A 26,910-nucleotide genomic window follows, 5' to 3' on the forward strand; every position below is an offset into this window, starting at 1 on the left:
TTATTTGTGATTGCTTTCCGCCTTTGTTATGTCCTTGCTTGTATCACCTGCCAGGTTTACGTTTTGGAAATCTTTATTTTGCGGCAGACTCACTTGGAATTGGGTAAGCTCTGCAAACTGTGCATTTGCCGAATCAAAATGAAGATCCAGCACATGCCCGCCGCTTGTTTTATCATCTGTAATAAAATGCAGATGCCACCCCGGCACATTGATCCCGCTTGCAAACTTGGGCGTGTAGAAGCCAAAGAGGGTCCCTTTCACATTCTTGAACTCAAATTCAGATTGATGGCTTGTTGCAACTGTAAGCGGCGGATATGGCTTTTGCTGCTTGGGAACGGTCCGCGCTTTTACATAATTGAACGTACCGGTAATTTTCACAGCATAAAAATCGTTTTTCTTTGTAAAATGGGATTGCAGTTTAGCCGCCAAATCACTGAAATTTTTAACATTTGAAATTGTGGTCGTATTCGTCGGCGAAAAGTTTGTGACAACAGCAAATGGTGTTTTCGTTGCATCATCCAATACATGCAGCTTACCCGCGCTGTCGATTTGATAGAATTTCCCGTCCATTTCTATCATTTCACCATCCAGCGCATTGATGGTACCCAGTCCCATACTGCCATACTTTCTCAGTTCTCCAAGTGTCATATCTCCGTCATCCACGCCAACAATCAAGCCGTTAATGGTGGAGTATTGATACAACAGATCTTTCGGCGCCAACTGGTTTGCAGAAGCAGTGTCTCCTTGTGCAGCTTGCGAATTTGCAGCGGAAGTACTATTTGTACTTCCGCATCCCGTAATCGCAAACGTTAAGGAAGCTACGGCAAATGCAGAAAGAATTGTGTTTACTTGCTTTTTCACGCTAAATCCCCCTCATTGAAATAAACCAATTACAAAATCTCTAATTTTAGAAAACTACCTTGAAAGAAACTTACTACTTTCCTAAAAACGATTGCCGAAAGAAATACTAAGGCGAAAAAAATTATAATATTGAAATGTATAAAATAATATTAGGAAAATTCCCTATTTTTCTTTAAAACTTTAATAATATTCATTAGAATTTTGATTTTGAGAATAGCTTGATATGCTTTTAAGGGGTTCCACTAACAAAACGCGGATTTCTCACGGGTAAATATTCAAATAGGGGTCAGCCTTGTCTCCATGAGTTTTAGAAGAAGGCAAGCTTAAACCTTCTCCGGCTTGCCTTCTTCGTTTCGTACTCATTTTTTATCCCTTTGAAACACGATCCAACAATAGTCCTGTCTCACGGGGCATTGTCAAGTTGGGGTTGTGCCCTGTAAGGAGCTCAAAATATTGCCATCCAAGTACCTTTGCCCGTTCTGCGATTTTTGCGATTGGACCGTACTGAGGTGCTTCTCCACGTTCGGTACAAGCAATGTACGTTCGAGGTAGCTGCTTGGTTTGCGGATTTTTAACTTCCAAACGTTGCAGGAACGTTTGCAATGGCTGTGCAGAGACTCTGGAATCATACCTTTGCTCTGATGGGAACGGCACTTCCCAACCGTCACCATATACCTCGGACAATGTTTTCAATTGATCAGGCAACGGCGAATCCCCAAAAAGATCTGCCATAGATTGACCATCCTCCAACACATAACCATCAATATATACGAGTCGCTGGATCTTCTCCGGAATCCGTTCTGCCACCCCGGTAATGACTGTCCCACCGTAACTATGTCCAACCAAAAAAACGTGATCGAGTTGTTCAAACTCAAACAGATTGAGAATATCTTCTATGTGCGTTTCTAGATTGGTATTAGGCGTCCCAAGATGCTTTCGTTCTCCCAGCCCTGTAAACGTCGGCCTATATACGACATGCCCTAACTTCTGAAGTTCGGATGCCGGTTCCTTCCAAAACCATCCACCATCCCATGCTCCATGACAAATTACAAATGTCGCCATTTCATTCACCCTTTCATGCATAGCAACCAGATGCAGCCGATTCTATCTCAATTTTATCGAGGCTGGATAAGAGAGAAATCAGGAATATTCCCTATTTCAAACTTCTTGTTTCATTAGATGTGCTGCCAAAGCGGCCCGGTGACGAACGTCCAGTTTCCGAAAGATGTTGCGCAAATGGTGATCCACGGTGCGAGGAGAAACGTATAGCTTGGCTGCTACTTCTTTGTCGGTCAGTCCTTCCGCAACCAACCGAGCCACCTCCCACTCACGTTTCGTGAGGACATCAGAAACGGCTCGGCTTGTGCTTGCAATTACCGCCTTGGCAGCAGCGTGGACTCCATCCAATAAACGCTCCGTCTCTGCCTGCTCTCTTGCACCCAAACGGGTAAACACATCCAATGCCGTTTGCAGGCTCTTGACCACAGCGCCGCGTCGTGCAGCTACCTCTGAGTGATCCGTTATTTCCGCAGTGGTCTCGAACATTCTCCATACACGTCCGGTTGATAAATGGCAGAGTGCCGTTTCATAAGGCAATCGGCATGTTTCCGCAAGGGCAGCGGAATCTTCTAGCAACTTAAATGCCTCAGTGTATTGGCTATGCTCACCCTGTAGTTCTCCGAATCGGCGGCGGGCCTTGATGACGAACCATGGAATCGGTACGGACTCTGCCCAAGTCAAGGCTCGTTCGCAAGCCTCTATCGCCCTTGTCTGGTCTTCAGTCTGACGGTAATAATCGCTCCAGGCAATATCAAGAAGTGGGCGATGGAGTTTTGACACTTGACTGAGGGGATGTACGTCAGCCGCATCCAGCCATGCTTTGGCCAATTCCACTTCATTCCGAAGCAGATGGGCCTGTGCGCGAATCGCATGTACCCAGATAAAAACGGTTGTGGAAGGCGATGGCGGGTCGGCCGGACGAAATGGCGCCAATTTAGACAACACGGCATCCAAATGTTCATTATCTCCAGTTTCCACCAGCATAACTGCAGCAAACCAGGTAATGAGGGGATCCGGTTCCGATTCCGCCAAGACGTATTCCGACAGGTGTTTATGCCCCTCTGCCCAATTGCCTCTCGTATAATGATAAAATCCAGAGGCGGAATAGTCTTTAGGCATGAAGCCAAGTCCATTTTTCCCGTTAATTTCGTTTTCCAGAAGCAGCAGCTCTTGAATAACAGCATCCACTTTATCCGGTTGGTCGGTTTTGCTCAGGTATGTATGGTACAGATAATTGGCAAACAAGATGGTAGCGGACCAGTCATCATGTTGTTGGTATGCCGCCTTACTCAGTTCACGCGCGGTGGCAATGGTTTCATCAAGTCTGCCCAAGAACGCGGAGAGCCTCGTTTTCATACGCAGCACTTGCGGATGGTGCGTACCAACCCTCGTCTGTAAATCGTTAAGCAATTGCTCAGCCTCTTCCAATCGTCCGTGCGTATATAGAAAACTCCAGTACACCGTCACGATCCTCGGATATTCGCAGTGACCGCGAAAGAATAGCTGTTCAAGCTTGATGTATCGTTCGTTGGTCAGCAGTTGCTCCTGTAAGGTCAAAAGTGCTGCAATATCATCAAGCACTACTCTATCTCCACGGAAATAAGCGCGTTCATACAAGAGATGGCGAACCCATGCCTCTACCGGCAAGTCTTCACTTTGCCGCCCCGCGTCAAGCGCGGTTTCAAAATATCGGACTGCATCGGTTCCGTTCCGTCGTTGCATGCAAAAACCAAGCTTGAGGAGAATCTCTGCATGCATGGGGCCCCCTTTAGGTGTTGACTCAAGTGCTTGCCGATAACGTTCTTCGGCGTCCAGGATCGCGCCGATGTGAAGCGCTTGGTCCCCAGCAATGACGAGAAACTGGACGGACCGCGGATCATTGGCGCGCCGATAGTGAAATGCGATCGCGTCGATGGCATCGGGTGAGGTTCTTTCCAAAACCTCGGCAATCGTTTGGTGACACCGCACCAGTTGTATACCAAGCATCCGGTCCATCAAATGGCTTCTGACAATCGCGTGTCGGAATTGAAACATATCCGGTTGGTCGTCCATGTTTCGGATGATTCCCAACCGTTTGGCATCGCCAAGCGCAGCAGTTACCGCTTCCTGTGTGCTGATGGAAATGTCCGCAAGCAGACGATAACTAAACAATTCTCCAATTTGGGCGGCTTCTTCCAATATAGGTACATATGTTGGGGCCAGGAGATTGAGTTTGCTGTCAATGGCTTGTTGGACCGTTTCTGACAAAGGAACTGTCACATGCTGGCCACCTTTGAATTGCTCTAAGATTTCTGCCACAAACAGTGGGAAACCATGTGTCAACCGATAGACTTCATTGGCCAAACGAGAGGGGCTGTCAAGGTGGGGGATCGTTACCCTTGTTAGCTCCTCCACCTCCGCGCGGTTTAACTCTTGAAGCAAGATGCGTTGGCTGCCGGTCCGCAGCATATCGGAGAAATAGCGATGCATCTCTGTGGAGCGGTGTAAGTCTTCGGATCGATACACCCCAATCACGAGCAGCGGCACTCCATGAAGCCGACCGGATAGGTGTCGAAGTAAATCCATGGACGCACGGTCTGACCACTGCAAATCATCGATGATGATAACAAGCGGTCCTTCCGCGTTTTGGAGCCAGCGAATCAATGACAGCGCAACTTCGAACGAATCCGCCAAAGCCGGAGCGCTGCCGAATGGTGCCGGTAACAGGGATGGATCCCACCGCCCGCCGCGCATCTGTAGATTTAAAAACGCTTCCCGCCATGGTCCGTATGGTATCGTCTCACCAGGTCCAAGGCACCGACAAGGGATGCTGGACAACGATGTTTCCGCGCAGGACTGCAGTACGTGGTTTACAAGCGTAGTTTTGCCAATCCCAGCCTCGCCCCCAACCAGGATGGTGCCACCCTCTCCATTAGCCACGCGTGCCACAGCCTTCGCGATGACCTGAACCTCGGACAATCTTCCTACCATTCTTTGTGTGCCTGTCATGAAGTGCAAGCCTCCTACAATAGACAATTCATGTCGACGTGCGTCTGCCCGGAAAACCAAACAGCGCGCCAACTGCCTATGATTCTTCTAAAATAGGGAAATTTCCCGATGTCGAAATATGGCCTCTTTATTATAGTAGATTAACGATAGCCGTAAAAGATTTGGTGATATGAGAGTGCATAAAAGATGCAGGTGTTATCCAATGATTGACGGATGTATAAAACTCAGCGATGGAAGGACATTGGGATTCGCGGAATTCGGGCAAATGGATGGACACCCCATATTTGTGTTCCATGGGACGCCTGGATTACGGTTTCATTTATTCTCACACCTGGCTACCAAAATCACGCAAGGGAACATTCGAGTGATCGCACCCGAGCGTCCGGGATACGGCTTGTCCGATCCGAAACCGGATCGGACAATTCTGGATTGGGCTGGCGACGTTCAGCAGCTGGCTAATCATCTCAGAATTGAGCGGTTTTCACTCGTTGGCATTTCCGGCGGAGACCCTCACGCGATTGCCTGTACATATGCAATGCCGCATCGAGTAATCAAAGCGGCTGTCATTTGTGGGATCGGCCCCCTGAATGTGCCGGGGGCTCTGGACACCGTCTCCGAAGAGATCCAAATGTGTGTGGGGGGTGGTGAATTGCTGGCTGCATTTACAAATCAGTTAGTCGGTATGGTACGGTCTGATCCAGACGCATTCGTGACATATTTTCTGGGATGTCTTCCCGAGTCTGATCGGAATATGATCACTAAAGACATGATTCCCATATTTCGGGATTTTGCCATTGAGGCCGCGCGGAGAACGGACGGCATAATAGATGATTGTCAAATTTTAACAAAACCATGAGAGGATTCCGTTTGATAAAATTCAAGTTCCTATTCGGTTTTGGCACAGCGACTGTGACGAAAGCGTGCCGCTTTTCCATGCGCAATATTTGAAAGGACGTATTCCGAATGCGATACTCCATAAGGTACCCGGAGTCGTGCATAACGGCACGCCGCTTTTTTCCTGTGAGTCAGTCCTGCGCTTTTTAACCAATTAATAAAAAAACTAGTGTAAAATGGCTGAATTATCCAATGACTATGAATCTATGATATACTGTGAAGCAAAAGATTCATAGAATGGGACGGATATATTTTGCATAAACAAACCGCAATTAAAATCGTACTGAGCGAACGGCAACGAAAAGTGCTGGAGAAGATGGCCAAAGGAACCCACACACCGCTGCATTTCATCGAGCGAGCCAAGATCATTTTACTTTCGGCACAAGAGGTCAACAATTGCGAACTGGCTCGACGTCTCAGCCTCAGTGTCGATACCGTAAAGCGGTGGAGGAAGCGCTGGTCAACTTTTGCGGTGGAACTGGAACAAGTCGAAACCCATCGCCCTCATGCGCTGAAAGCGAAAATTGAAGCGGCCTTAACCGACGAACAACGATCGGGTAGACCGTCTGCGTTTACAGCCGAGGAAGTCGCCCATATCCTGACCTTAGCCTGCCAGACACCCGAAAGCTTGGAACTGCCGTTTAGTCATTGGACACCCGGATTGCTTGCCCGCGAAGCGGTAAAACGTGGCATCGTTTCCTCGATTTCGACGCGTCAGGTCGGGCGTTTTTTAAAACGAAGCGGACTTGAAACCCCATCAAGTGAAAGGATGGCTCAATCCGAAGATCGATGATCCCGAGTTGTACCATCAACAAGTGAAACAGGTGTGTGACGCTTATCATGAGGCATCGGAACTCGCTGAACAAGGAGTACACGTTTTATGCACGGATGAAAAAACGGGTATTCAGGCGTTAGAACGCGCACAGGCCACGAAACCGATGAAACCGGGGCAAGTGGAGCGCGTCGAGCAGGAATACATCCGGCATGGCACGACCAGTCTTACCGCTTCACGCGATGTCGTCACGGGCCAGTTGATCGCTCCGATGATTCAGGCGACACGTAATGAAGCCGACTTTGTGGAGCATATCCGCCAAGTGGTCCGCCATGATCCAACAGCACCTTACCTGCTCGTGATGGATCAATTGAACACGCATAAGTCCGAGTCTCTGGTTCGTTTCGTAGCTGCGGAGTGCGGCATACCGGAAGAAGCACTTGGTGAAAAGGGCAAGTCCGGCGTTCTGAAAACGATGGAATCCCGCGCCGCGTTTCTTACCGATCCTAGCCATCGTATTCGCGTGATCTACACGCCTAAACATTCTTCTTGGCTCAACCAAATTGAATGTTGGTTTAGCATACTCTCACGCCGTCTTCTGAATAAACGCGCCAGCTTTGTGTCAGTCGAAGATTTAGAGCAGCGTATTGCCGCATTTATTGATTACTATAACGAACATTTGGCCAAACCCTTTCGTTGGACTTATGCTGGTAAGCTTCTGAAAATGTAATTATTATAACGCGTTACTTACGCCATTACGCACTAGGATTCATGAAAGCAATATAAATCTAACTTGAAAATAAGATAAGAAAAACGGAGAAATCCTCACGCACAGCAAAGTAACGACTGTGATTGAAAAGCCAATTCCACTATTGGTTCGTTTTCCTTTTGCATCGCACACAATAAAGAAACGCCGACACTTGTTCATCGACGTTTAAAAAAGGAAATACAGATCCTTTTTTGACTAAGAATTAAATTTCGAACAATTCCCATTCCTCAAGCATTTCGGTTTGACAATTTGGGCAATGATCCGGATGATCCGTTCGCTTTTTCCATATCCAATTTTCTTCAAACAAGCATCCTGAGGGTAACATTTCCCACTCCTTGCTACATGTGGTGCAAATATATTCTTCCATGTTTTTGCCACCTCCCTTGTGTGACTTTAGGTTAGCCGGAAAAAGTGAAGGGACGATGTAGTACTTATGAGAAAGTTATGAAGACAATAATGGGTGAGGCCAAATTGCCTTCTTTTTTTACTTTACAGCCAATTCAATTGATCAACAGGTAAGAGAAGTACGTCATCGTATGGTTCAACCACCCATGCCACTTAATTGCTTCCGCAAATACGGGATTAAATTGCCGAAAAAATGTCGTCGGAAATCTCGAGTTTACGATTGGCTTCCTGATACAAATCTTTGACATGTGAGCGGTCAACGGATTTTTCTGTTTTCAAATCGTACGCGGTGCCATGATCAAATGTGCCGTCTTTGGTAATGAAAAAATACTTGCCGTTCGTAAAGGAATGGCCGCGAAACAAGACCAATTGATTGCTGGCGAGCGTCACATCCGCTCCCATCATCGGATATGCGCTCGTATCAATTCCCAGCAAGTGCAGCAGTATTGAAGTCAAGTCGAGCCGCCCGGCCCCGCTTGTGTATAAACGCCGCGATTTTTCCTATGCGACAAACGGATGATAAGCGGTGTCTTCATCTGCTTGTACCAGTCGAGGTCGTCGTTTGGCGACCCGATTCATAAATTTGTCGTAATCCGGATCGTTTTCGGAAATGCCGTTATCGTGAGCGTCATATAGGGATGCGACCAAGTTGTTCAACAAAAAGATTTTACCATTTTACCTATAAAAAACTGAAGCCGAAACTCTTTAACGTACGTTTTCCGTATTTTGTTGATGTGATCCCCTATGTGATTACCGCATCATTTTCGACATCCCACAATACATGTTTGTAATTCTATAATTCTTGGAAATATTGGTTCATAATTTTTCAATGCACGCATTGAAATACGATACGATGGTATAGTAATATAAGTCTGTGAAGCTTATCTACTATTTTTCTTAAAATTAGCTAATGCAATTGCCTACTTTAATATTCAATAGTGATAATTGGTGTTCCGATAACCAAACGAGTATTTTTCTGCAAATTGTTATAGTGGAGCGCAATTTGTACATTCATCTTTTTTTCATTTGTATATAAATACGAATGAATGTAAGGTGTGAATCCAGTTATACTGGTTTCTAGATTTGAATAAAGGCCTTCTATCGTATTTGCACCGACAGAACGAAACATCGTTTGAATTTTTTCCTTTGCTGCATTTCCTTCGATCTTTCCAGGAACCGAACCGACCAAATTTACGTTAAGTTGCGGTTGTATTTTGTTTGCTATCAAAACTTGTTCCAGACGTTTTTTAAGGATTGCCAGTTGGTTCAAGTTGTTTGTATCTTTTCGCAAACTTAAACTTAAATATGTCTCTGTCGGAATTCCGGAATGATGAATGCTGGTGACGGTGATTTGTACGTTGGTTCCGGGGTCGAGCTGACCCTGTATTGTGAATGACCGATGCAATTCTGTAAAATCAGAGAATCGTTTTGGATTTTGCAGGGATAAACTGGTTGCCACTTTATTTGTCAGTTGCGAAACTTCAGAAGACGAAATCCAAGCATGATTCAAAATTGACCATTGATGCAGTTGAATTTGCTCTAAGTTTGCTTGGGAAGTTTGAAAGGTCTGTTTGTAAACATCAAAGGATTCTGCAACTGCCTTTGTATTTTTCAAATTGTATATTTGAAACAAAATCATGCTTATACCCAGAAAGATTGCAAATAGGCGTGTTTTTTTTATAAACGATACTTGATTGAATTTCATGGCTGATTCCCCTTTTTCCTATACAAATACTATCAAAACCCTTGATAAAAAGTTTGTACTGAAAATGAATTGTTTATTCATAGATTTCTAGTTTGATAGAAAAAATTTTCTTTAAATGAGAGAATCGGAAAAAACCTATGTATGGTAGGAGGAACGCACCATGAAATTTGCTGTAAGTCCTGAAATTCAAGTTGGGGGACCAATGCTGACTGCACGTGATTTAGCAAAAATTTCGGAAATAGTTGGCGAAGAAGCAAAAATTGAGATAACAACTTTTCAACAGCTAATTGTTGAAATGAAAGATGATGAGCAAGCGGAACATGCAAAGAGTGAATTGCTGGCATATGGGCTGAAAGTATATGAAGTTGGATTTGTAGTCAAAAATGTATCAGTTTGTAATTTTTGTAAAGGCGCTGAAGAAGAAGGATTAGATGTCGCCAAAAAACTAAATCACGCAATCGCTGGTTTAAAGGTTCCATTCCCTTTACGTGTAGGATATACTGGCTGTCCCAATGCGTGCGGTGAGCCTTTGGTTAAAGATATCGGAGTTATTAAACGGAAAGACAGATTCGAAGTATATATCGGCGGGGAAACAAAAACTACACAAGCAGATGTCGGACAACTTCTCTTGCAGGATATTCCTGAACACGACCTAATTACCATTGTTTTAAAGGTAATCACACTGTATCAACTCCATGGGAAAAAGAGAGAACGATTTAGCCGATTTGTCCAGCGATATGGGTTTGATAGGTTAAAATCTGAGCAAGTTGATATTTTTTCTAATATATTATGAGGAGCCATGCATGGATTGTTTTTGTCAACTGAAAATTCCACCACTGTCGCAGTTGAAAACTCCCCCACCTGAGAATAAAAAAATATACATATATGATATGTGTAAATTTGGTAATTGATGAAGGGAGCCCGAGGGCGACTGGAATCAATTACTAAATTTGCGCCAATGCGAAATTCCCCACAAAGGTTTTATGAGTCAGGAAGTTTTATTAACGTTTTTTTATTGCTCCATCCACTCCTTTGTTTCCTTGAGTCGATATGAGTTACCATTCATATTAATAAGGTAGGATTTGTGCGTGAGTCTATCGACCATTGCTGCTGTAAGTACTGGGTCGTGAAATATCTCACTCCATCTTTCAAAAGATAAATTGGTTGTAATAATAGTTGATTTTCTACCTGTTCTTAGAGATAAATGGGTGAATAAGAGTTCAGAGCCTTCTTTATCGAAAGAGATATAGCCGAGCTCATCAGCTATCACCAGATCATATTTCGCAAACTTGTTTCCAAAAGAACGTAGCGTCTGTTTAGATCGACTTTCTTTTAATTGAGTAATGAGCGAAGGGACGGAGGTAAATAAGACCTTATATTCCTCCATACAAGCTTTTATCCCAAGCCCAATCGAAATATGCGTTTTTCCATTATGGTAATTTTTCCATAATGGAAATTATCGAAAGTATTTAGTTATGGAAAGAACTGAGCGTATATCCCGTAACATCAATGATTATTCATTGATTTCTTTCCATAACACCTCAGAATAGATCATGAATTTAATCATGTCTATTGGAGGTAAGCCCATGGAAACAAGAAAACTGATTGATGAACTCGCGGCGGAGGTCATAACAGAACTTGAGCGATTGAATTACGCATATAACACCTTATGTGGATTGCGTGCTTCGTTCAAAAGGATCTGTGCATTCGCACGAGACAGAAATGTGCAATTTTTTTCCGAGGACTTTGGAAAAGAATATTTGAAAGAAAAATACGGCTGCACAATAGATTACTATCTAGATACCTTCCCCAAAAAAGCTGAACAAGCCATTCGCTCAGTCCGGCTTCTCGGCGATTACCAACTTCATGGTGTTGTCATTCGCAGGATCAAGAAGCGCAAGGGGTATATGAAGCCACCACAGTTTGAGAAGGCTCTGACCGCGTACGAAAAAGAATGCGAAAGCAACGACTACTCCCTACGGGGCATGCGTACCAGACTGCAGCGATTATTCTTTTTTGTCGATTATCTGTCACTACGCAAGGTGATGGGCTTTAGCGAAATCACGCCTGAAATCATCTCAGATTATGTCATTAGTATTTGTCCAAATCATGAAAAAAGTATCGCGTCAATACTGACTACTTTGAGAGTGTTCTTGAGGTTTCTCTATCTGCACGGATACATCAAAGAAGACCTATCGCTTAGCATGCCAAAGCAGACTAAATATAGATACCCCGCTGTTCCCTCTACCTGGGAGCCGGACGAGGTAAAACGGATGCTTGGTGCTATTGATCGGGCAAGCCCTGTCGGCAAACGAGACTATGCTATCCTTCTTTTGGTTGCAAAGCTTGGAATACGGGCCGGCGATATTAAGGCGTTGAAACTCTCGGATTTAAATTGGACTTCCAAAACTATCACCATTACACAGGAAAAAACAAAAGTCGAAGTTACTTATCCAATTCTGCACGACGTGGGCTGGGCATTAATCGATTATCTCCAACATGCCCGCCCTGTCTGCGATACACCCTATATATTTGTTCGCCTAAATGCCCCTTTTGAAGCCTTCGGTGAAAACGCCAATCTCCATAACATTATTACAAAATACACACGCTTGGCTGGAATTACTGTTCCTCTCGGGAAACGGCACGGTCTCCATTCGTTAAGGCACTCACTAGCGAGTACGCTTTTGGAACAGGGAGCATCCCTTGCCGTTATCTCTGAAATCCTAGGTCATGTAGACTCGAAGTCTACTTCCGTTTATCTGCACACCGATATGAAAGGGCTAATGTCCTGTGCGCTTGATCCGGAGGAGGTGATGCTTCATGACTGAATCTCGCCGGTACAAGAGTTCACTGTCCGTCCCAATTGAAGGCTACATCGCTGAGAAGCAGGCTCTTGGGTATGCATTTAAGAAAGGTACCGCTTTGCTTAAAAATTTTGATTCTTACGCGCACAGCCACAACCTGACTGAGGCCGTTCTAAGTAAGCAATTGGTGATGGAATGGACTGCTCGCAAGCCCAATGAATCCCTATCCACCCAATGTGGTAGGATTTCATTGCTGCGGGGGTTGGCAGAGTACATGAATCGCGTAGGTTATTCAGCGTATGTATATCCCAAAGCCATGAACACTGTAAACAGATATACTTACATCCCTTATATATTTTCGAATAACGAAGTGAAACGAATATTTGAGGGGTGTGATCAATTTCCGCCAAACAACTGCACGCCTAATCGGCATTTGGTCTTGCCGCTATTACTTCGTATGCTTTACGGATGCGGTCTCCGAATTTCCGAGGCGGTGCAATTAACTATACAAGATGTCGATCTGAAAAATGGTTCCTTATACATTCGTAATACTAAATTCAACAAAGAGCGGATATTACCTATGTCAGAAAGTCTCAAAGAGCGATGCCGGGAATATTGTAAAACTGCCGACATCGGTAAGCTGGGGAACCCGTACTTCTTCCCTTCTCCGTATAGGGGACATTATTCTGAGGCAACCCTGTACAAGCTCTTTAGGGATGTGCTCCGGAAAGCAAGCATTTCACATCTGGGGAGGGGAAAAGGCCCCCGCATTCATGATTTTCGACATACTTTCGCCGTAAATTGCTTGAAAAAGTGGGTTGTGGACGGAAGGGATCTTAATAACTGTCTTCCTTATCTTTCGGCTTATCTCGGTCATGAAGACATTCGTGGTAGTCAAAGATATTTGCGGCTGACCGCCGATTTGTATCCCGACCTAATAAGTAAAATCGAAAAAAGCTGCTCATACATCATTCCGGAGGTGAAACCGTATGAAGCAGACTGATTTTGCGAAGACGCTTGCTCGGTATCTGACAGATTTTCTGCCCGGACAGAGAAACGTCAGCACCAATACGATTAAATCCTACCGCGATACCTTCAAGCAATATCTTAAGTTCATGCAAGAGGAACATCAGATCAGGCCGGAAAAGATTTCGTTCACTTCAGTGACCATGTCAAGTATTAAAGATTTTTTAAACTGGCTCGAATCTTCTAAAAGTGTGAGTACCAGCACCCGGAACCAGCGGTTAGCTGCCATTCACAGTTTCTTCAGATATGCACAGTGCGAGAATCCAGAAATCCTATTTGAGAGCCAAAAAATACTCGGCATTCCCTTTAAGAAAAAGCAACAACAGACAATAGCACATCTCACTAAGAATCAACTTGCCTATTTGTTCGAACAACCTGATACATCCACGAAAAGAGGGCGCCGCGATTTGGCATTAATGGTCGTTTTATACGATGCTGGCGCAAGAGTCCAAGAATTGATCGACCTAAAGGTCTGTGACGTAAGATTGGCCCAACCCGCAACAATCACTTTGACCGGCAAAGGCAACAAAAAAAGGAACATTCCGATTATGGATAAGACTCGAAGCATCCTTGAAAACTATATGGCTGAAAACCATCTTCTTGAAAACGGGCGACAGCAAAGTCCCTTGTTTCACAATAGTAGATACCAACCGTTTACTAGACCTGGTATCACATACATCCTCGAAAAGTATTTCAAGCAAGCAAAGCTTAGGAACCTTGATGAGGGATTTCCAAATAAACTGCATCCGCATATGCTGAGGCACTCAAAAGCTCTACATCTGTTGGAATCCGGAGTCAATCTGATCTATATCCGTGATTTATTGGGGCATGTGAGTGTGACAACAACTGAGATTTATTTGAGGTTTGATACGGAGCTCAAAAGAAAGGCTTTAGAAGCAGCATATCCTCAAGTAAGCAGTGAGGATACTCCGGAATGGGAGGAAAACACGGATATCCTTCAGTGGTTGCAGGACCTTTGCCATTCATAATTATTATAGAAAGATTTTCGGAAATGCATAGAGATGATTCTAAGGCGCTACCGAAAATCTTTCCATAACTAAATACTTTCGATAATTTCCGTTATGGTAATTTTTCCATAACGGAAAGACCCACCTCTCGGTGGGGTTAGGTATGGAAGCCCTGGAGAGAGGCCATCGCGTCAGCTTTGTGGCTATGGATACCCTCCTCCATTTACTCAAGACACAAGACATTACACGAACATCGCAGGCTCGCATGAGACGTATTCTAGGTTCGGATCTTGTGATCATTGACGATCTTATGTTCATGGCCATGGATAAGAATGAGTCAAACATATTCTTTCAATTTATTAATAAACTCTATGATCAATCGTCGATCATTCTAACGTCCAATAAGGGACCAGAGGAATGGGGTGAATTATTGGGCGATCCGGCCATAACTACTGCTATTCTGGATCGAATTTTGCATAAGAGCGAGGTGATACAGTTAAGTGGAGATAGCTTCCGTCTCAAACACAGGGAAACCATATTTGGAAACTTTTAGGTGTTAAAACTTATTTAGCGAAATCTGCTCAAAGGTACTTGACGGTTACAAAAGGCCAACGAGAACTTGATTTTTATCGGTTCCACGGCCACGTTTTCCACCTTCTGTTGGGGAACCGATATACATGTCATCGAGTTCCACATAACCGGACAACATATAAAAAGAATCTCGATCCCCCATTGCTTTCCGGATTTTATGCAGCATGAGCCAAGCGGTTGGATACGAGATCTCTAATTCTCTCGTCAACAGGCTCGCAGAAACACCACGTTTATCATGGGAGACGAGATAAATCGCATTGAACCATTTCCGCAGGGAAGTATGTGTTTTTTCAAAGATGGTTCCCACACAAACAGTGGTTTGATGCCCGCAATTCCTGCATTCATAAAGCGGAAGCCGACGCGTTTGGATTTTATAAGCTGCTGTATGCTGGCAGTTTGGACATACGAATCCATTTGGCCATTTCATGTTAAACAGATGTTCATGACAAGCTTCTTCCGTTGAAAATTGCTTTTGAAACTGAATCAGTGTTAATGAATTTTGCTTCGCCATACATACACCACCGAACGTATTTTGTACCAGTATCGCCAAAATACGTTCGTCATAAAACAGTAAACTGAATTAACTTAATAGCCAAATTATTTTTTTTAATCGTTTAAGCGTACATACGTTTTTTTAGTTATCTGTTCAGATAACCTATGTCCACGGAAGTAGATTACCTACTCCGTCCTACTTCTGCGTTTTTTTTTTTGAATAAGGTATCGCAACCCATTCATACAGATTATCAAGCGAGCATCCTAATTCAGCAGCAATACTCATGGCATTTTCAAAACTCATTTTTTATTGTCATGACAGTAAGCATCGATCTGACTTTTAGGCATATCCAATCGCTCAGCTAACTCTTGTTGCGTCATACCCTTTTTATTCAATAATTGCAGAAGTAGCCAACGACTTAGTTTGTACTCCATAGGAAGTCGCCTTTCTGAAATTTTACATGAAAATTATACCAAAAAATCAAATGAGGTGATATTTAAAAATGGCGCAAATTGAAAAAAGAGGGGAAGGAACTTATCGTTTAACAATTGAAGCTGGTTTTGATTCCAATGGGAAAAGAAAAAGGCACAGAAAAACAGTAAAAGCAAAAAATATTACAGAAGCAAGAAAGGAATATGCTAAATTTTTAACTGAAATTGAATCGGGCACTTATATAAAACCTGAGAAAATGACGGTTGATTCATTTGTTAATAATGAATGGCTTAAAAAATTTGCTGAAACAAATTATTCACCCACAACGTTAAAGAAATATATTGGGCAACTAAATGCTCATATTTTACCTGAGATCGGCCATAAACAATTGGATGATATAAAACCTCTTCACCTTGTAACATACTTAAATAAACTTGAACAAAACGATATAAGGAAGGATGGTCGTGTAGGGAAGCTTTCAGCCGCAACCATAAAAGATATATATAAAATCATGAAAAGTGTTTTTAATAAAGCCGTAGAATGGAAAGTAATTAGTAGTGATCCAATGGATGGAGTGAGCCAACCAAAAGTAGAACGCAAAAAAATGAAATATTATACATCTGATGAAGCTCAAGAAGTAATCGAAGCCTTATATCAAGAACAAGACCAATGGAAGATGTATTTCTTGGGGGCTTTCGTCGTGGCGAACTCACCGCATTAGAGTGGTCTGATATCGATTTTGAAAATAATACAATAACAATTCGAAAATCATTAGCATTAACAAAAAATGGACAAGCAGTAGTAAAAGATCCGAAGACTGAAGAATCATTCCGTACTGTAGATATGCCTCTTTGGTATATGGAGGAATTAAAAATATATTATCGTGAATGGATTAAAGAAAAATTAAAGCTCGGGGATATGTGGCAAGGCGAAGATCACCAATACGTATTCCACGGCGGATTCGGTAAACCATATTATTTCACCGTGCCGACAGAACAGTGGAAACGAATTTCAAAACGTCATGGATTGAAACAAATTCGTTTACACGATCTTCGACATACAGCAGGTACATTACTTATAGAAGCTGGATTGGCACAAGGTATTGATACAGACATTACACTCAAAGCGGTGCAAGAACGTTTGGGCCATAAAGATTTCAAAACCACTGCAGATATATATACCCACGTAACCAAGAAAGCATCCAAGGCCCTTGCAGAACAATTAGATAAATTTGACCCGAAAAATTTCGTCAACAAGTCGTCAATAACAGCAAAATAAACACTTTTTCGTCAACATCATAAAAAGCACGAAAACCCTTGATATACAAGGGTTTTCTTATGGTCGGAATGACAGGATTTGAACCTGCGACCTCTACCTCCCCAAGGTAGCGCGCTACCAGGCTGCGCCACATCCCGATTATCTCATTCAAATATTTATGAAATCCAAGAATAAAGGTTGGATTCAGTAATAAAAATAATATTGCATATGATGCAAATTGTCAAGCTGCCTTTTATCCAATAGCGCTTTGTTAACCGAGTTATTGATTTCTTATCCAATTCTTTACACTCTTCATGCAGGAATGGAAATTGAGGAAGAGAAAACAATACGTGTAGAAACTTATTGAAATCCCATGAAATATTTTAATTTAGGGGAGTTGATCGTATGTTATGTCCACACTGCGGGCCAAAAGGCCATTTGGAACAAGTCGCTTTTTCTTCGGAATATGAACGGTTTCATTGTTCAGTCTGCGGTAAAACGTATGTATCATATGCACTTGGTAACGGTGAATTTACAGAACCTATACCTCTCTCTTCAAAGGGTAATAATCAAAACATCAAGTGAAAACGGATTTCTTACATTTACCCGATATCTATATTCGAAATAAAACAAGTGCTCATCAAACTTACAGCTATTCTATAACCGTCTGTAACTGGCGACGGCTATAGAATAGCTCGGCTGAATTTTGTTGTTCCTTTTCCAAACAGAAAACGAACTTTGCGAAAATTATTAATATAATGGTCAGATTTTCAAATGACTTTTTGGGATTGCTTTACTATCCATAATAGCTTGCAGCATCTATTCTTTCTATGCCGCTTAACATATAATCCAGTTCAATTTCCAAGTTTAACCGTAAAGGTCCGGGGATTTGTTCTAAAATTTCTGATACTTCAGGTATTTGTAAAGCATCAATCAGGTCAGGCTTATTATCCATTGTTTTAGTCCAACTACGAATCTGATCAAGAAAATTATAATATGCATCTCCAAAACGGTAAGCATCAATTTCAACACTTTCTAGATCGCTCATTTGCATGTATTCCCAGTTATCTAATAAAATGATAAGAGATTCTTTTACTTCTTTGTTCATCGAAACCAGCTCCCTTGTATCAGAATTTTAAATTGCAGATCATTTTAAATGATTGTGATTTTTTTCACGTGATGTACAGCAATAAATTTAACTTGTAGGTAGTATACCTTTTCTAAAAAAAGTAAAAAATAGCAAGAATGACTTATTTTTATAATCCTTTTGAACTATCTTATTTGATTTCATTTAAACGGACTGAAGTATGCTCAAAGCCAAGAATACTCACATTATGAATCACAAATCTGTTTCAAAAACAAAAAAACCACTTTACTGTTTTTCACAAACAATAAAGTGGTGCACCGCGATCTATTTCATTTTCATTTGGACACATGATTTTTTCGATCCATAAAATCCATCAAAACAGTATTCTATAAGGTTTGGTCGGAATGACAGGATTCGAACCTGCGGCCTCACGGTCCCGAACCGTGCGCTCTACCAAGCTGAGCTACATTCCGTCAGGGATCTCTCCAAGAGAATTGATTTAAGAGTATCATTCCGAATGATAAAAGTAAATTCTTAGGAGGATACCGTTTGGCAAGAAGTCAAAATGTACTGCCTCTTTTAAAAAGAAGCAGAACAAAATTCAATAAAACTAGAAAACTAGGAATATCCAATGTTACGAATGAATCGACTCCATTAGTTTGGCAATTGTATGTTCAATAGATTGAATTCTTTGTGTAACTGATGTTAGCGCAACTGATTGTTCATACGTTACTTCTTTATTTTGCTCGACCCGAGATGTTATTTGCAGGAATAAATTTTGAACCTCATTTACAATTTTTCCAATTGCTTCGACAGACTCTGAACTCGATGTTGCAAGCTTCCGCACTTCATTCGCAACAACTGAAAATCCTCTTCCTGCCTCTCCAACTCTGGCTGCTTCAATAGCAGCATTTAAACCGATTAAATTACTTTGTGAAGCAATATGTTTGATAATATTCAGAACCTCAAAAATGCTTTTCATTTTGTCTTTTGATTCCGTTGTAATTCGATATGTATCTTGGCTGGCCGATGCCACTTGTTGTGCAGATGTAGAGATTTCCTCCACGGTTGCGGATATTTCCTGCAGATACGTATTCAATTCCTCAATTGTGTGAGAAAGAACTTTTACCTGCTCGTCATTTTTTAAAAGCATTTGTGTAATCCGGGAAGCAACGCCAACTACCGGTCGAACAATTCCAGGATCCCCAGTGATTCCCATGTTTGCAATTCGTACGCCATCGTATACGACTGGTATATTGATACCCGCTTTTGTAACTCCACCTGAACGAATTTCTTCATCTTTCGTAACGATACCTTCATCAATGACACCATCGACAACTTTTTTGGCGACCGGATGAAAATTTCCAATTCGTTTCCGGTCGGACGCAGCAAATATAATTCCATCCTTATCTGTCACCAGTACTGGATATCCGGATTCTTCCGTTAAGATGTCGCATATATTTTGGGCGATTTCTTTCGTTAGAAGAACTTGAGCATCTGCTTCCATAAACGGCTCCCTCACAGAAATTTAAATAGATTCTCTAGTTTATAATACCACAAAATTCTTAACAATTTCTTTAAAATATTTAACGGAAAAAAGCGATTTTCACACGCTATGTTTAGCATAAAGCATCCGGAAAAGCGATTGTGATCACCCTGTGATCAGTGATGAAAAAAGCCTTTCAGCAAAATGCTGAAAGGCCTTGATATAACTGTATTTCTGGTGCACCCGGCAGGATTCGAACCTGCGGCTGACACAGTTTAGGAAACTATCGCTCTATCCACCTGAGCTACGGGTGCATATGGCGGAGAGAGTGGGATTCGAACCCACGGTACGGGTAGTCCCGTACAACGGTTTTCGAGACCGCCTCCTTCAACCACTCGGACATCTCTCCACGATCAAAAAAATAAGTTTAAGTCAAATATACATTTCAATCAATTCCAAAAACCGTAAAATAAAAATGGTGCGACTGACAGGAATCGAACCTGTGGCCCCCACCGTGTCAAGGTGGTGCTCTCCCTCTGAGCTACAGTCGCATCATGGCGTGCCCTGAGAGATTCGAACTCCCGGCCTTTTGATTCGTAGTCAAACGCTCTATCCAGCTGAGCTAAGGGCACAGATCTATTAAAACACATGAAATGGAGGCGCCACCCAGATTCGAACTGGGGAATAAAGGTTTTGCAGACCTCTGCCTTACCACTTGGCTATGGCGCCATCGATGGTGAGCCATGCTGGACTCGAACCAGCGACACCCTGATTAAAAGTCAGGTGCTCTACCAACTGAGCTAATGGCTCAAATGGCTGGGGATGAAGGATTTGAACCTTCGCATGACGGAGTCAAAGTCCGTTGCCTTACCGCTTGGCTAATCCCCAATCAATGGGGTGAGTGATGGGAATCGAACCCACGGATCCCGGAGCCACAATCCGGTGCGTTAACCACTTCGCCACACCCACCATAAGAATGGCACAATAAACAGCAATAAAACAATGGCAGGGGCGGCAGGACTCGAACCCACGACATGCGGTTTTGGAGACCGCCGTTCTACCAGCTGAACTACGCCCCTAATCATGGTGGAGGGGGTAGGATTCGAACCTACGAAGCTTCCGCAACGGATTTACAGTCCGCCCCATTTGGCCACTTTGGTACCCCTCCATGCTGGAGCCACCTGCCGGAATCGAACCGGCGACCTCATCATTACGAGTGATGCGCACTACCGACTGTGCTAAGGTGGCAAAGTTAAAACGTATTTTATACTTCCGAATACTAATTGAATAATTTTTGTTGGTATGCAGAGTTCGCTATAAGCCACGTTCTGTAATTCCGTGTTGCAAACGGCAACCAGCCTCACACAGAATTAGTAGTCATCTATCTATCGTCATACGACGATCCACCCTTGGGTTCATTTCCCCTCAGGCAATTCCCCTACCATAATTTGGGTTTCTCGCAGATGGGGTTTACCTCGTTCCACTCTTCCCATCGCTGGAAAGACTCGTCTCTGTGGCACTTTAAGACTAATCAGAACTCAGAGAGTCCTTTTCATCGCCGTCAGTATATTCATACTGCCCTAGCTTATTGATTGGCTAGGCATCCAAACTCTAAGCATCGCAGCTTAGGCGAGCGTGGACTTTCCTCACCATAATGAAAATTATGGCGCGACTACTCACTAACCCTGCAGTGAATGGAGCGGGCGAAGGGAATCGAACCCTCGACCAGAGCTTGGGAAGCTCTTGTTTTACCACTAAACTACGCCCGCAAATGGTGGCTCGGGACGGAATCGAACCGCCGACACGAGGATTTTCAGTCCTCTGCTCTACCGACTGAGCTACCGAGCCTTTACAAACGACAGACATTATAATATCAAAAACAAATATAAATTTCAATATATTTATTTTCTGTTGGTGACCCCAAGGGGATTCGAACCCCTGTTACCGCCGTGAAAGGGCGGTGTCTTAACCGCTTGACCATGGGGCCAAACAAAAATGTACTTTCAAAACCAGATGCGAATTCTACCGTACCCTTTGCGCACTTATGCCTTATCGTATAGGTTAAGTCCTCGACCGATTAGTATCTGTCAGCTCAATGTGTCGCCACACGTACACTCCAGACCTATCAACCATGTCTTCTTCATGGGGTCTTACCTAGCTTCCTAGTGGGAAATCTCATCTTGAAGCGGGCTTCGCGCTTAGATGCTTTCAGCGCTTATCCCGTCCCGACTTGGCTACTCAGCGATGCAGTTGGCACCACAACTGAGACACCAGCGGTCGGTCCATCCCGGTCCTCTCGTACTAAGGACAGCACTTCTCAAATTTCCTGCGCCCGCGGCAGATAGGGACCGAACTGTCTCACGACGTTCTGAACCCAGCTCGCGTACCGCTTTAATGGGCGAACAGCCCAACCCTTGGGACCGACTTCAGCCCCAGGATGCGATGAGCCGACATCGAGGTGCCAAACCTCCCCGTCGATGTGGACTCTTGGGGGAGATAAGCCTGTTATCCCCGGGGTAGCTTTTATCCGTTGAGCGACGGCCCTTCCACTCGGCACCGCCGGATCACTAAGCCCGACTTTCGTCCCTGCTCGACTTGTAAGTCTCGCAGTCAAGCTCCCTTTTGCCTTTGCACTCGCCGCGCGATTTCCAACCGCGCTGAGGGAACCCTTGGGCGCCTCCGTTACGCTTTGGGAGGCGACCGCCCCAGTCAAACTGCCCACCTGACACTGTCCTCACACCCGCTTCAGGGCGTCGAGTTAGAAGCCGGATACTTCAAGGGTGGTATCCCAAGATTGACTCCACCAAGGCTGGCGCCCTGGCTTCGCAGTCTCCCACCTATCCTGTACATGAAGTACCCAACTTCCATATCAAGCTACAGTCAAGCTCCACGGGGTCTTTCCGTCTAGCCGCGGGTAACCTGCATCTTCACAGGTACTACAATTTCACCGGGTCTCTCGTTGAGACAGCGCCCAAGTCGTTACGCCATTCGTGCGGGTCAGAACTTACCTGACAAGGAATTTCGCTACCTTAGGACCGTTATAGTTACGGCCGCCGTTTACTGGGGCTTCAATTCAGAGCTTCTCCCGCAAGGGATAACCCCTCCTCTTAACCTTCCAGCACCGGGCAGGCGTCAGCCCCTATACATCGCCTTTCGGCTTAGCAGAGACCTGTGTTTTTGCTAAACAGTCGCTTGGGCCTTTTCACTGCGGCTCTCTCAGGCATTCGTAAAGAACACCCTACCAGAGCGCCCCTTCTCCCGAAGTTACGGGGCCATTTTGCCGAGTTCCTTAACGAGAGTTTTCCCGCGCACCTGAGGATTCTCTCCTCGCCTACCTGTGTCGGTTTGCGGTACGGGCACCGGTCCCCTCGCTAGAAGCTTTTCTTGGCAGTGTGAAATCAGGGACTTCGCTACTACAATTTCGCTCGGCATCACAGCTTGACCGTATGGAAGACGGATTTGCCAATCTCCCAGCCTTGCTGCTTGCACGGCCATCCAACAGGCCGCTCACCCTATCCTCCTGCGTCACTCCATTGCTAATTCTCCCACGAAAGTGACGGAACGCTTCGAAGCGTATTCCGATTACTTTCGCGGGGACCCATTCATTGATGTAAATCATAGATGGGAACGGTGACACGGTGGTACTGGAATTTCCACCAGTTGTCCATCGCCTACGCCTTTCGGCCTCGGCTTAGGTCCCGACTAACCCTGGGAGGACGAGCCTTCCCCAGGAACCCTTAGGCTTTCGGTGGACAGGATTCTCACCTGTCTTTTCGCTACTTATACCGGCATTCTCACTTCTCAGCCATCCACCAGACCTTCCGGTCTGACTTCCACTCGCTGAGAACGCTCCCCTACCACGTGCCGACAGGCACATCCATAGCTTCGGTGTCCGGTTTAGCCCCGTTACATTTTCCGCGCAGCGTCACTCGACCAGTGAGCTATTACGCACTCTTTCAATGGTGGCTGCTTCTAAGCCAACATCCTGGTTGTCTGTGCACCGCCACATCGTTTCCCACTTAACCGGAACTTGGGGACCTTAGCTGATGGTCTGGGCTGTTTCCCTTTTGACCACGGATCTTAGCACTCGTAGTCTGACTGCTGGAGATAAGGAAACGGCATTCGGAGTTTGACTGAGTTCGGTAACCTTGGACAGGCCCCTAGCCCAATCAGTGCTCTACCTCCATCCCTCTCGCTCCAACGCTAGCCCTAAAGCTATTTCGGGGAGAACCAGCTATCTCCGAGTTCGATTGGAATTTCTCCCCTACCCCCAGTTCATCCCCTGACTTTTCAACGTCAGTGGGTTCGGGCCTCCATTGCGTTTTACCGCAACTTCACCCTGACCAGGGGTAGATCACCCGGTTTCGGGTCGATGACCGCAAACTGCCGCCCTTTTCAGACGCGCTTTCGCTACGGCTCCAGCTTCTCGCTTTAACCTCGCTTGCGACCATCACTCGCCGGTTCATTCTACAAAAGGCACGCCGTCAGGCTAACCGGGGTCCCCGAAAAGTAATACTTTTTGGGGTGGTATGGCCCTCCGACTGATTGTAGGCACATGGTTTCAGGTTCTGTTTCACTCCCCTCCCGGGGTGCTTTTCACCTTTCCCTCACGGTACTGGTTCACTATCGGTTGCCAGGGTGTATTTAGCCTTAGGAGGTGGTCCTCCCGGATTCCCACGGGATTTCACGTGTCCCGCGGTACTTGGGGTTCGTCTCGAAGTCCATTTGGTTTCAGATACGGGATTGTCACCCTCTGCGATCGGCCGTTCCAGGCCGTTCTCCTACCCAATGGATTGATAACTTCGTATGAGACGCCCCGCAACCCCGCACATGCAAGCATGTGCGGTTTGGGCTATTCCCCGTTCGCTCGCCGCTACTTAGGGAATCACTGTTGTTTTCTTTTCCTCAGGGTACTTAGATGTTTCAGTTCCCCTGGTGTACCTTTCCGACCCTATGGATTCAGATCGGAATCCTGCGGTATGAACCGCAGGGGGTTGCCCCATTCGGAGATCCCCGGATCAACGCTTGCTTACAGCTCCCCGGGGCGTTTCGGCGTTCGCTCCGTCCTTCATCGGCACCTGGCACCTAGGCATCCACCATGCGCCCTTACTAACTTAACCTAGGCGACTCTACCTATCGGCTTCGAATTGCGTTGTCAGATCTTTCGTTCATCGTTCACATAATTCCATTATGCTCACTTCTTCACGAAATCTCTTCCTAGCACTTCTTGCCGCTAGCGAGTCGCAGTTTGGCGGCAAATGATTCTTTCCCTTTTCCAAACCTAGGCGACTCTACCTATCGGCTTCGAATTGCGTTGTCAGATCTTTCGTTCATCGTTCACGTAATTCCATTACGCTCACTTCTTCACGAAATCTCTTCCTAGCACTTCTCGCCGCTAGCGAGTCGCAGTTTGGTGCTGCATAAAACATGCATACCAAAAAATCGTTAAGCGCTCGGGTAAAACATTTGATGAAATTGTGTACTGCTTGCGCAGTTACCACGCATTGTATTCATCCTGTATACGATAGAATTCGCTATCCAGTTTTCAAAGAACATCAAGAACAAAGAACATAAAAAAGCCATTCCATATTCACGCTTCCTTGCGGAAGCAGGAAATCCATCTTAATACGCTGCATCCGGCGATGCAACCATCAGATGTTTCCAGTTGAGGGAGGTTCCCTCAAAACTAACCAAGTGCAGGGCAATGTTCGTGTAACACAAACATTCTTTTTCGCATCCCCATAAGGGACTTATATTCCTTAGAAAGGAGGTGATCCAGCCGCACCTTCCGATACGGCTACCTTGTTACGACTTCACCCCAATCATCGACCCCACCTTCGGCGGCTGGCCCCAAATGGTTGCCCCACCGACTTCGGGTGTTGTCAACTCTCGTGGTGTGACGGGCGGTGTGTACAAGGCCCGGGAACGGATTCACCGCGGCATGCTGATCCGCGATTACTAGCAATTCCGGCTTCATGCAGGCGGGTTGCAGCCTGCAATCCGAACTGTGAACGGTTTTCAGGGGTTGGCTCCGCCTTGCGGCTTCGCATCCCGTTGTACCGCCCATTGTAGCACGTGTGTAGCCCAGGTCATAAGGGGCATGATGATTTGACGTCATCCCCGCCTTCCTCCGGCTTGTCGCCGGCAGTCACCTGTGAGTGCCCAACTGAATGCTGGCAACACAGATCAAGGGTTGCGCTCGTTGCGGGACTTAACCCAACATCTCACGACACGAGCTGACGACAACCATGCACCACCTGTCACCGCTGCCCCGAAGGGAAGGTGTATCGCTACACCGGTCAGCGGGATGTCAAGACCTGGTAAGGTTCTTCGCGTTGCTTCGAATTAAACCACATGCTCCACTGCTTGTGCGGGCCCCCGTCAATTCCTTTGAGTTTCAGTCTTGCGACCGTACTCCCCAGGCGGAGTGCTTAATGCGTTAGCTTCGGCACTGGAGGTGGTACCCTCCAACACCTAGCACTCATCGTTTACGGCGTGGACTACCAGGGTATCTAATCCTGTTTGCTCCCCACGCTTTCGCGCCTCAGCGTCAGCAATCGGCCAGTAAGGCGCCTTCGCCACTGGTGTTCCTCCACATCTCTACGCATTTCACCGCTACACGTGGAATTCCCCTTACCTCTCCGACGCTCAAGCACTCCCGTTTCCAAGGCCATCCCAGAGTTGAGCTCTGGACTTTCACCCCAGACGTGAAATGCCGCCTGCGCGCGCTTTACGCCCAGTGATTCCGGACAACGCTTGCCCCCTACGTATTACCGCGGCTGCTGGCACGTAGTTAGCCGGGGCTTCCTCCTCGGATACCGTCAACGCACGGGCATTTCCTCCCGTACGGGTTCGTCTCCGAAGACAGAGTTTTACAACCCGAAGGCCTTCATCACTCACGCGGCGTTGCTCCGTCAGGCTTGCGCCCATTGCGGAAGATTCCCTACTGCTGCCTCCCGTAGGAGTCTGGGCCGTGTCTCAGTCCCAGTGTGGCCGGTCACCCTCTCAGGTCGGCTACGCATCGTCGCCTTGGTGAGCCGTTACCCCACCAACTAGCTAATGCGCCGCGGGCCCATCGAATCGCGGTCCGAACGGACCTTTTCGTCTCCCTTCATGCGAAGGAAGAAACTATCCGGTATTAGCACCCGTTTCCGGGTGTTATCCCAAACGATTCGGCAGGTTGCCCACGTGTTACTCACCCGTCCGCCGCTAACAATGCAAAGCAAGCTTTGCATCGTCCGCGCGACTTGCATGTATTAGGCACGCCGCCAGCGTTCGTCCTGAGCCAGGATCAAACTCTCAAATGAACACTT

Annotated in this window: 19 protein-coding genes, 16 tRNA genes, 2 rRNA genes, 1 other RNA gene and 3 pseudogenes; 10 read left to right on the forward strand and 31 right to left on the reverse strand. The window is 45.4% G+C overall.

The window, feature by feature from the left end; translation table 11 throughout:
- The 3 genes from budA to LSG31_RS01810 form a co-directional block, all read right to left on the reverse strand.
- Positions 1-861 (reverse strand): acetolactate decarboxylase, encoded by an 861-nt coding sequence (gene budA, locus LSG31_RS01800; protein ID WP_347437731.1) that lies wholly within the window; start codon positions 859-861, stop codon positions 1-3.
- A 366-nt stretch (positions 862-1,227) separates the two neighbouring features.
- A complete protein-coding gene (locus LSG31_RS01805) occupies positions 1,228-1,923 on the reverse strand; it encodes an alpha/beta fold hydrolase (RefSeq protein ID WP_347437732.1) in 696 nt (231 codons plus the stop codon).
- Positions 1,924-2,019: 96 nt separating this feature from the next.
- Complete coding sequence (locus LSG31_RS01810; RefSeq protein ID WP_347437733.1) at positions 2,020-4,908, reverse strand: helix-turn-helix transcriptional regulator; 2,889 nt, start codon at positions 4,906-4,908, stop codon at positions 2,020-2,022.
- A 202-nt stretch (positions 4,909-5,110) separates the two neighbouring features.
- On the opposite strand from LSG31_RS01810, the gene LSG31_RS01815 reads away from it, so the two are divergent.
- The 3 genes from LSG31_RS01815 (at position 5,111) to LSG31_RS01825 (ending at position 7,304) form a co-directional block, all read left to right on the forward strand.
- Positions 5,111-5,764, forward strand: a complete 654-nt coding sequence (locus LSG31_RS01815; RefSeq protein WP_347437734.1) for an alpha/beta fold hydrolase — start codon at positions 5,111-5,113, stop codon at positions 5,762-5,764.
- 291 nt (positions 5,765-6,055) lie between these two features.
- Complete coding sequence (locus LSG31_RS01820) at positions 6,056-6,595, forward strand: helix-turn-helix domain-containing protein (protein ID WP_347436274.1); 540 nt, start codon at positions 6,056-6,058, stop codon at positions 6,593-6,595.
- Positions 6,549-7,304 carry a transposase gene (locus LSG31_RS01825; RefSeq protein ID WP_347435439.1) on the forward strand — a complete coding sequence of 252 codons (756 nt, stop codon included), beginning with the start codon at positions 6,549-6,551 and terminating at the stop codon, positions 7,302-7,304. The genes LSG31_RS01820 and LSG31_RS01825 overlap by 47 nt, the downstream gene beginning before the upstream one ends.
- Before the next feature lie 241 nt (positions 7,305-7,545).
- Here LSG31_RS01825 and LSG31_RS01830 read toward each other — a convergent pair whose 3' ends face one another.
- The 4 genes from LSG31_RS01830 to LSG31_RS01845 all read right to left on the reverse strand — a co-directional run bounded on the left by LSG31_RS01830 (position 7,546) and on the right by LSG31_RS01845 (position 9,453).
- On the reverse strand, positions 7,546-7,710 hold the full coding sequence (locus LSG31_RS01830) for a hypothetical protein (protein ID WP_347437735.1): 165 nt from the start codon (positions 7,708-7,710) through the stop codon (positions 7,546-7,548).
- A gap of 215 nt (positions 7,711-7,925) precedes the next feature.
- Positions 7,926-8,204: a hypothetical protein gene (locus LSG31_RS01835; RefSeq protein ID WP_347437736.1), complete on the reverse strand. Its 279-nt coding sequence runs from the start codon at positions 8,202-8,204 to the stop codon at positions 7,926-7,928.
- Between the two features lie 45 nt (positions 8,205-8,249).
- Positions 8,250-8,408, reverse strand: a complete 159-nt coding sequence (locus LSG31_RS01840) for a hypothetical protein (RefSeq protein ID WP_347437737.1) — start codon at positions 8,406-8,408, stop codon at positions 8,250-8,252.
- Between the two features lie 265 nt (positions 8,409-8,673).
- A complete protein-coding gene (locus tag LSG31_RS01845) occupies positions 8,674-9,453 on the reverse strand; it encodes a YwmB family TATA-box binding protein (protein WP_347437738.1) in 780 nt (259 codons plus the stop codon).
- Positions 9,454-9,613: 160 nt separating this feature from the next.
- Between LSG31_RS01845 and LSG31_RS01850 the strand changes: the two genes are divergently transcribed.
- Entirely contained in the window at positions 9,614-10,246 is a 633-nt protein-coding gene (locus tag LSG31_RS01850) for an NAD(P)/FAD-dependent oxidoreductase (protein ID WP_347437739.1), read from the forward strand.
- 219 nt (positions 10,247-10,465) lie between these two features.
- Here the strand turns inward: LSG31_RS01850 and LSG31_RS01855 are convergent.
- A pseudogene (locus tag LSG31_RS01855) lies at positions 10,466-10,894 on the reverse strand (ATP-binding protein); the annotation flags it as partial.
- A 145-nt stretch (positions 10,895-11,039) separates the two neighbouring features.
- Here LSG31_RS01855 and LSG31_RS01860 point away from each other — a divergent pair.
- From LSG31_RS01860 to LSG31_RS01875, 4 genes and pseudogenes are all read left to right on the forward strand, one after another.
- A complete protein-coding gene (locus LSG31_RS01860) occupies positions 11,040-12,281 on the forward strand; it encodes a site-specific integrase (RefSeq protein WP_347437740.1) in 1,242 nt (413 codons plus the stop codon).
- Positions 12,274-13,260, forward strand: coding sequence for a tyrosine-type recombinase/integrase (locus LSG31_RS01865; protein ID WP_347437741.1), 987 nt, complete (start codon positions 12,274-12,276; stop codon positions 13,258-13,260). The genes LSG31_RS01860 and LSG31_RS01865 overlap by 8 nt, the downstream gene beginning before the upstream one ends.
- Positions 13,247-14,272, forward strand: a complete 1,026-nt coding sequence (locus tag LSG31_RS01870) for a tyrosine-type recombinase/integrase (protein ID WP_347437742.1) — start codon at positions 13,247-13,249, stop codon at positions 14,270-14,272. Before LSG31_RS01865 ends, LSG31_RS01870 begins: the two co-directional genes overlap by 14 nt.
- Positions 14,273-14,384: 112 nt before the next feature.
- Positions 14,385-14,804 (forward strand): annotated as a pseudogene (locus LSG31_RS01875) (ATP-binding protein); the annotation flags it as partial.
- Positions 14,805-14,855: 51 nt separating this feature from the next.
- On the opposite strand, the pseudogene LSG31_RS01880 reads toward LSG31_RS01875, so the two are convergent.
- Both LSG31_RS01880 and LSG31_RS23225 read right to left on the reverse strand, forming a co-directional pair.
- A pseudogene (locus tag LSG31_RS01880) lies at positions 14,856-15,353 on the reverse strand (IS1595 family transposase); the annotation flags it as partial.
- Between the two features lie 281 nt (positions 15,354-15,634).
- Complete coding sequence (locus LSG31_RS23225) at positions 15,635-15,769, reverse strand: helix-turn-helix domain-containing protein (protein WP_430734233.1); 135 nt, start codon at positions 15,767-15,769, stop codon at positions 15,635-15,637.
- Positions 15,770-15,837: 68 nt separating this feature from the next.
- On the opposite strand from LSG31_RS23225, the gene LSG31_RS01885 reads away from it, so the two are divergent.
- Together LSG31_RS01885 and LSG31_RS01890 are read left to right on the forward strand one after the other, a co-directional pair.
- The gene (locus LSG31_RS01885) at positions 15,838-16,488 is read left to right on the forward strand and encodes a tyrosine-type recombinase/integrase (RefSeq protein WP_347437744.1); all 651 of its coding nucleotides are present in this window, start codon (positions 15,838-15,840) and stop codon (positions 16,486-16,488) included.
- Positions 16,437-17,045 carry a site-specific integrase gene (locus LSG31_RS01890; RefSeq protein ID WP_347437745.1) on the forward strand — a complete coding sequence of 203 codons (609 nt, stop codon included), beginning with the start codon at positions 16,437-16,439 and terminating at the stop codon, positions 17,043-17,045. Before LSG31_RS01885 ends, LSG31_RS01890 begins: the two co-directional genes overlap by 52 nt.
- 60 nt (positions 17,046-17,105) lie before the next feature.
- Here LSG31_RS01890 and LSG31_RS01895 read toward each other — a convergent pair.
- The 21 genes from LSG31_RS01895 to LSG31_RS01995 form a co-directional block, all read right to left on the reverse strand.
- A tRNA-Pro gene (locus tag LSG31_RS01895) sits at positions 17,106-17,182 on the reverse strand.
- 638 nt (positions 17,183-17,820) lie between these two features.
- A complete protein-coding gene (locus LSG31_RS01900; protein WP_347437746.1) occupies positions 17,821-18,132 on the reverse strand; it encodes a hypothetical protein in 312 nt (103 codons plus the stop codon).
- A 375-nt stretch (positions 18,133-18,507) separates the two neighbouring features.
- Positions 18,508-18,584: transfer RNA gene (locus LSG31_RS01905), tRNA-Pro, on the reverse strand.
- A 161-nt stretch (positions 18,585-18,745) separates the two neighbouring features.
- A complete protein-coding gene (locus LSG31_RS01910; protein WP_347437747.1) occupies positions 18,746-19,618 on the reverse strand; it encodes a methyl-accepting chemotaxis protein in 873 nt (290 codons plus the stop codon).
- A 214-nt stretch (positions 19,619-19,832) separates the two neighbouring features.
- Positions 19,833-19,911 (reverse strand) — tRNA-Arg (locus LSG31_RS01915).
- 3 nt (positions 19,912-19,914) lie between these two features.
- Positions 19,915-20,006: transfer RNA gene (locus LSG31_RS01920), tRNA-Ser, on the reverse strand.
- 67 nt (positions 20,007-20,073) lie between these two features.
- Positions 20,074-20,148: transfer RNA gene (locus tag LSG31_RS01925), tRNA-Val, on the reverse strand.
- A 4-nt stretch (positions 20,149-20,152) separates the two neighbouring features.
- A tRNA-Arg gene (locus LSG31_RS01930) sits at positions 20,153-20,229 on the reverse strand.
- 22 nt (positions 20,230-20,251) lie between these two features.
- A tRNA-Cys gene (locus LSG31_RS01935) sits at positions 20,252-20,326 on the reverse strand.
- A gap of 5 nt (positions 20,327-20,331) precedes the next feature.
- Positions 20,332-20,407 (reverse strand) — tRNA-Lys (locus LSG31_RS01940).
- 3 nt (positions 20,408-20,410) lie between these two features.
- Positions 20,411-20,485, reverse strand: a tRNA-Gln gene (locus LSG31_RS01945).
- 5 nt (positions 20,486-20,490) lie between these two features.
- Positions 20,491-20,566: transfer RNA gene (locus LSG31_RS01950), tRNA-His, on the reverse strand.
- A 34-nt stretch (positions 20,567-20,600) separates the two neighbouring features.
- Positions 20,601-20,676: transfer RNA gene (locus LSG31_RS01955), tRNA-Trp, on the reverse strand.
- Between the two features lie 5 nt (positions 20,677-20,681).
- Positions 20,682-20,765, reverse strand: a tRNA-Tyr gene (locus LSG31_RS01960).
- 4 nt (positions 20,766-20,769) lie between these two features.
- Positions 20,770-20,845, reverse strand: a tRNA-Thr gene (locus tag LSG31_RS01965).
- A 64-nt stretch (positions 20,846-20,909) separates the two neighbouring features.
- Positions 20,910-21,281: RNase P RNA component class B (rnpB, locus tag LSG31_RS01970), an RNA gene on the reverse strand.
- An 11-nt stretch (positions 21,282-21,292) separates the two neighbouring features.
- Positions 21,293-21,366: transfer RNA gene (locus tag LSG31_RS01975), tRNA-Gly, on the reverse strand.
- Positions 21,367-21,369: 3 nt separating this feature from the next.
- A tRNA-Phe gene (locus LSG31_RS01980) sits at positions 21,370-21,445 on the reverse strand.
- Positions 21,446-21,509: 64 nt separating this feature from the next.
- Positions 21,510-21,584: transfer RNA gene (locus tag LSG31_RS01985), tRNA-Glu, on the reverse strand.
- Positions 21,585-21,654: 70 nt separating this feature from the next.
- Positions 21,655-24,717, reverse strand: a 23S ribosomal RNA gene (locus LSG31_RS01990).
- 643 nt (positions 24,718-25,360) lie between these two features.
- Positions 25,361-26,904 (reverse strand): 16S ribosomal RNA (locus tag LSG31_RS01995).
- The 16S and 23S rRNA genes sit together here with 3 tRNA genes alongside, the layout of an rRNA operon.
- Positions 26,905-26,910: the final 6 nt, after the last annotated feature.

Origin of the sequence: Fodinisporobacter ferrooxydans (genome assembly GCF_022818495.1) — a bacterium.
Taxonomy (GTDB): Bacteria; Bacillota; Bacilli; order Tumebacillales; family MYW30-H2; genus Fodinisporobacter; species Fodinisporobacter ferrooxydans.

Excerpts from the sequence above, each read along its gene's own strand:
- LSG31_RS01805 (WP_347437732.1), bottom strand. The coding sequence starts at position 1,923 with ATGGCGACATTTGTAATTTGTCATGGAGCATGGGATGGTGGATGGTTT.
- LSG31_RS01810 (WP_347437733.1), bottom strand. The coding sequence starts at position 4,908 with ATGACAGGCACACAAAGAATGGTAGGAAGATTGTCCGAGGTTCAGGTC.
- LSG31_RS01815 (WP_347437734.1), top strand. The coding sequence starts at position 5,111 with ATGATTGACGGATGTATAAAACTCAGCGATGGAAGGACATTGGGATTC.
- LSG31_RS01830 (WP_347437735.1), bottom strand. The coding sequence starts at position 7,710 with ATGGAAGAATATATTTGCACCACATGTAGCAAGGAGTGGGAAATGTTA.
- LSG31_RS01845 (WP_347437738.1), bottom strand. The coding sequence starts at position 9,453 with ATGAAATTCAATCAAGTATCGTTTATAAAAAAAACACGCCTATTTGCA.
- LSG31_RS01850 (WP_347437739.1), top strand. The coding sequence starts at position 9,614 with ATGAAATTTGCTGTAAGTCCTGAAATTCAAGTTGGGGGACCAATGCTG.
- LSG31_RS01860 (WP_347437740.1), top strand. The coding sequence starts at position 11,040 with ATGGAAACAAGAAAACTGATTGATGAACTCGCGGCGGAGGTCATAACA.
- LSG31_RS01865 (WP_347437741.1), top strand. The coding sequence starts at position 12,274 with ATGACTGAATCTCGCCGGTACAAGAGTTCACTGTCCGTCCCAATTGAA.
- LSG31_RS01870 (WP_347437742.1), top strand. The coding sequence starts at position 13,247 with ATGAAGCAGACTGATTTTGCGAAGACGCTTGCTCGGTATCTGACAGAT.
- LSG31_RS23225 (WP_430734233.1), bottom strand. The coding sequence starts at position 15,769 with ATGGAGTACAAACTAAGTCGTTGGCTACTTCTGCAATTATTGAATAAA.
- LSG31_RS01885 (WP_347437744.1), top strand. The coding sequence starts at position 15,838 with ATGGCGCAAATTGAAAAAAGAGGGGAAGGAACTTATCGTTTAACAATT.
- LSG31_RS01890 (WP_347437745.1), top strand. The coding sequence starts at position 16,437 with ATGGAAGATGTATTTCTTGGGGGCTTTCGTCGTGGCGAACTCACCGCA.
- LSG31_RS01900 (WP_347437746.1), bottom strand. The coding sequence starts at position 18,132 with ATGAACAAAGAAGTAAAAGAATCTCTTATCATTTTATTAGATAACTGG.
- LSG31_RS01910 (WP_347437747.1), bottom strand. The coding sequence starts at position 19,618 with ATGGAAGCAGATGCTCAAGTTCTTCTAACGAAAGAAATCGCCCAAAAT.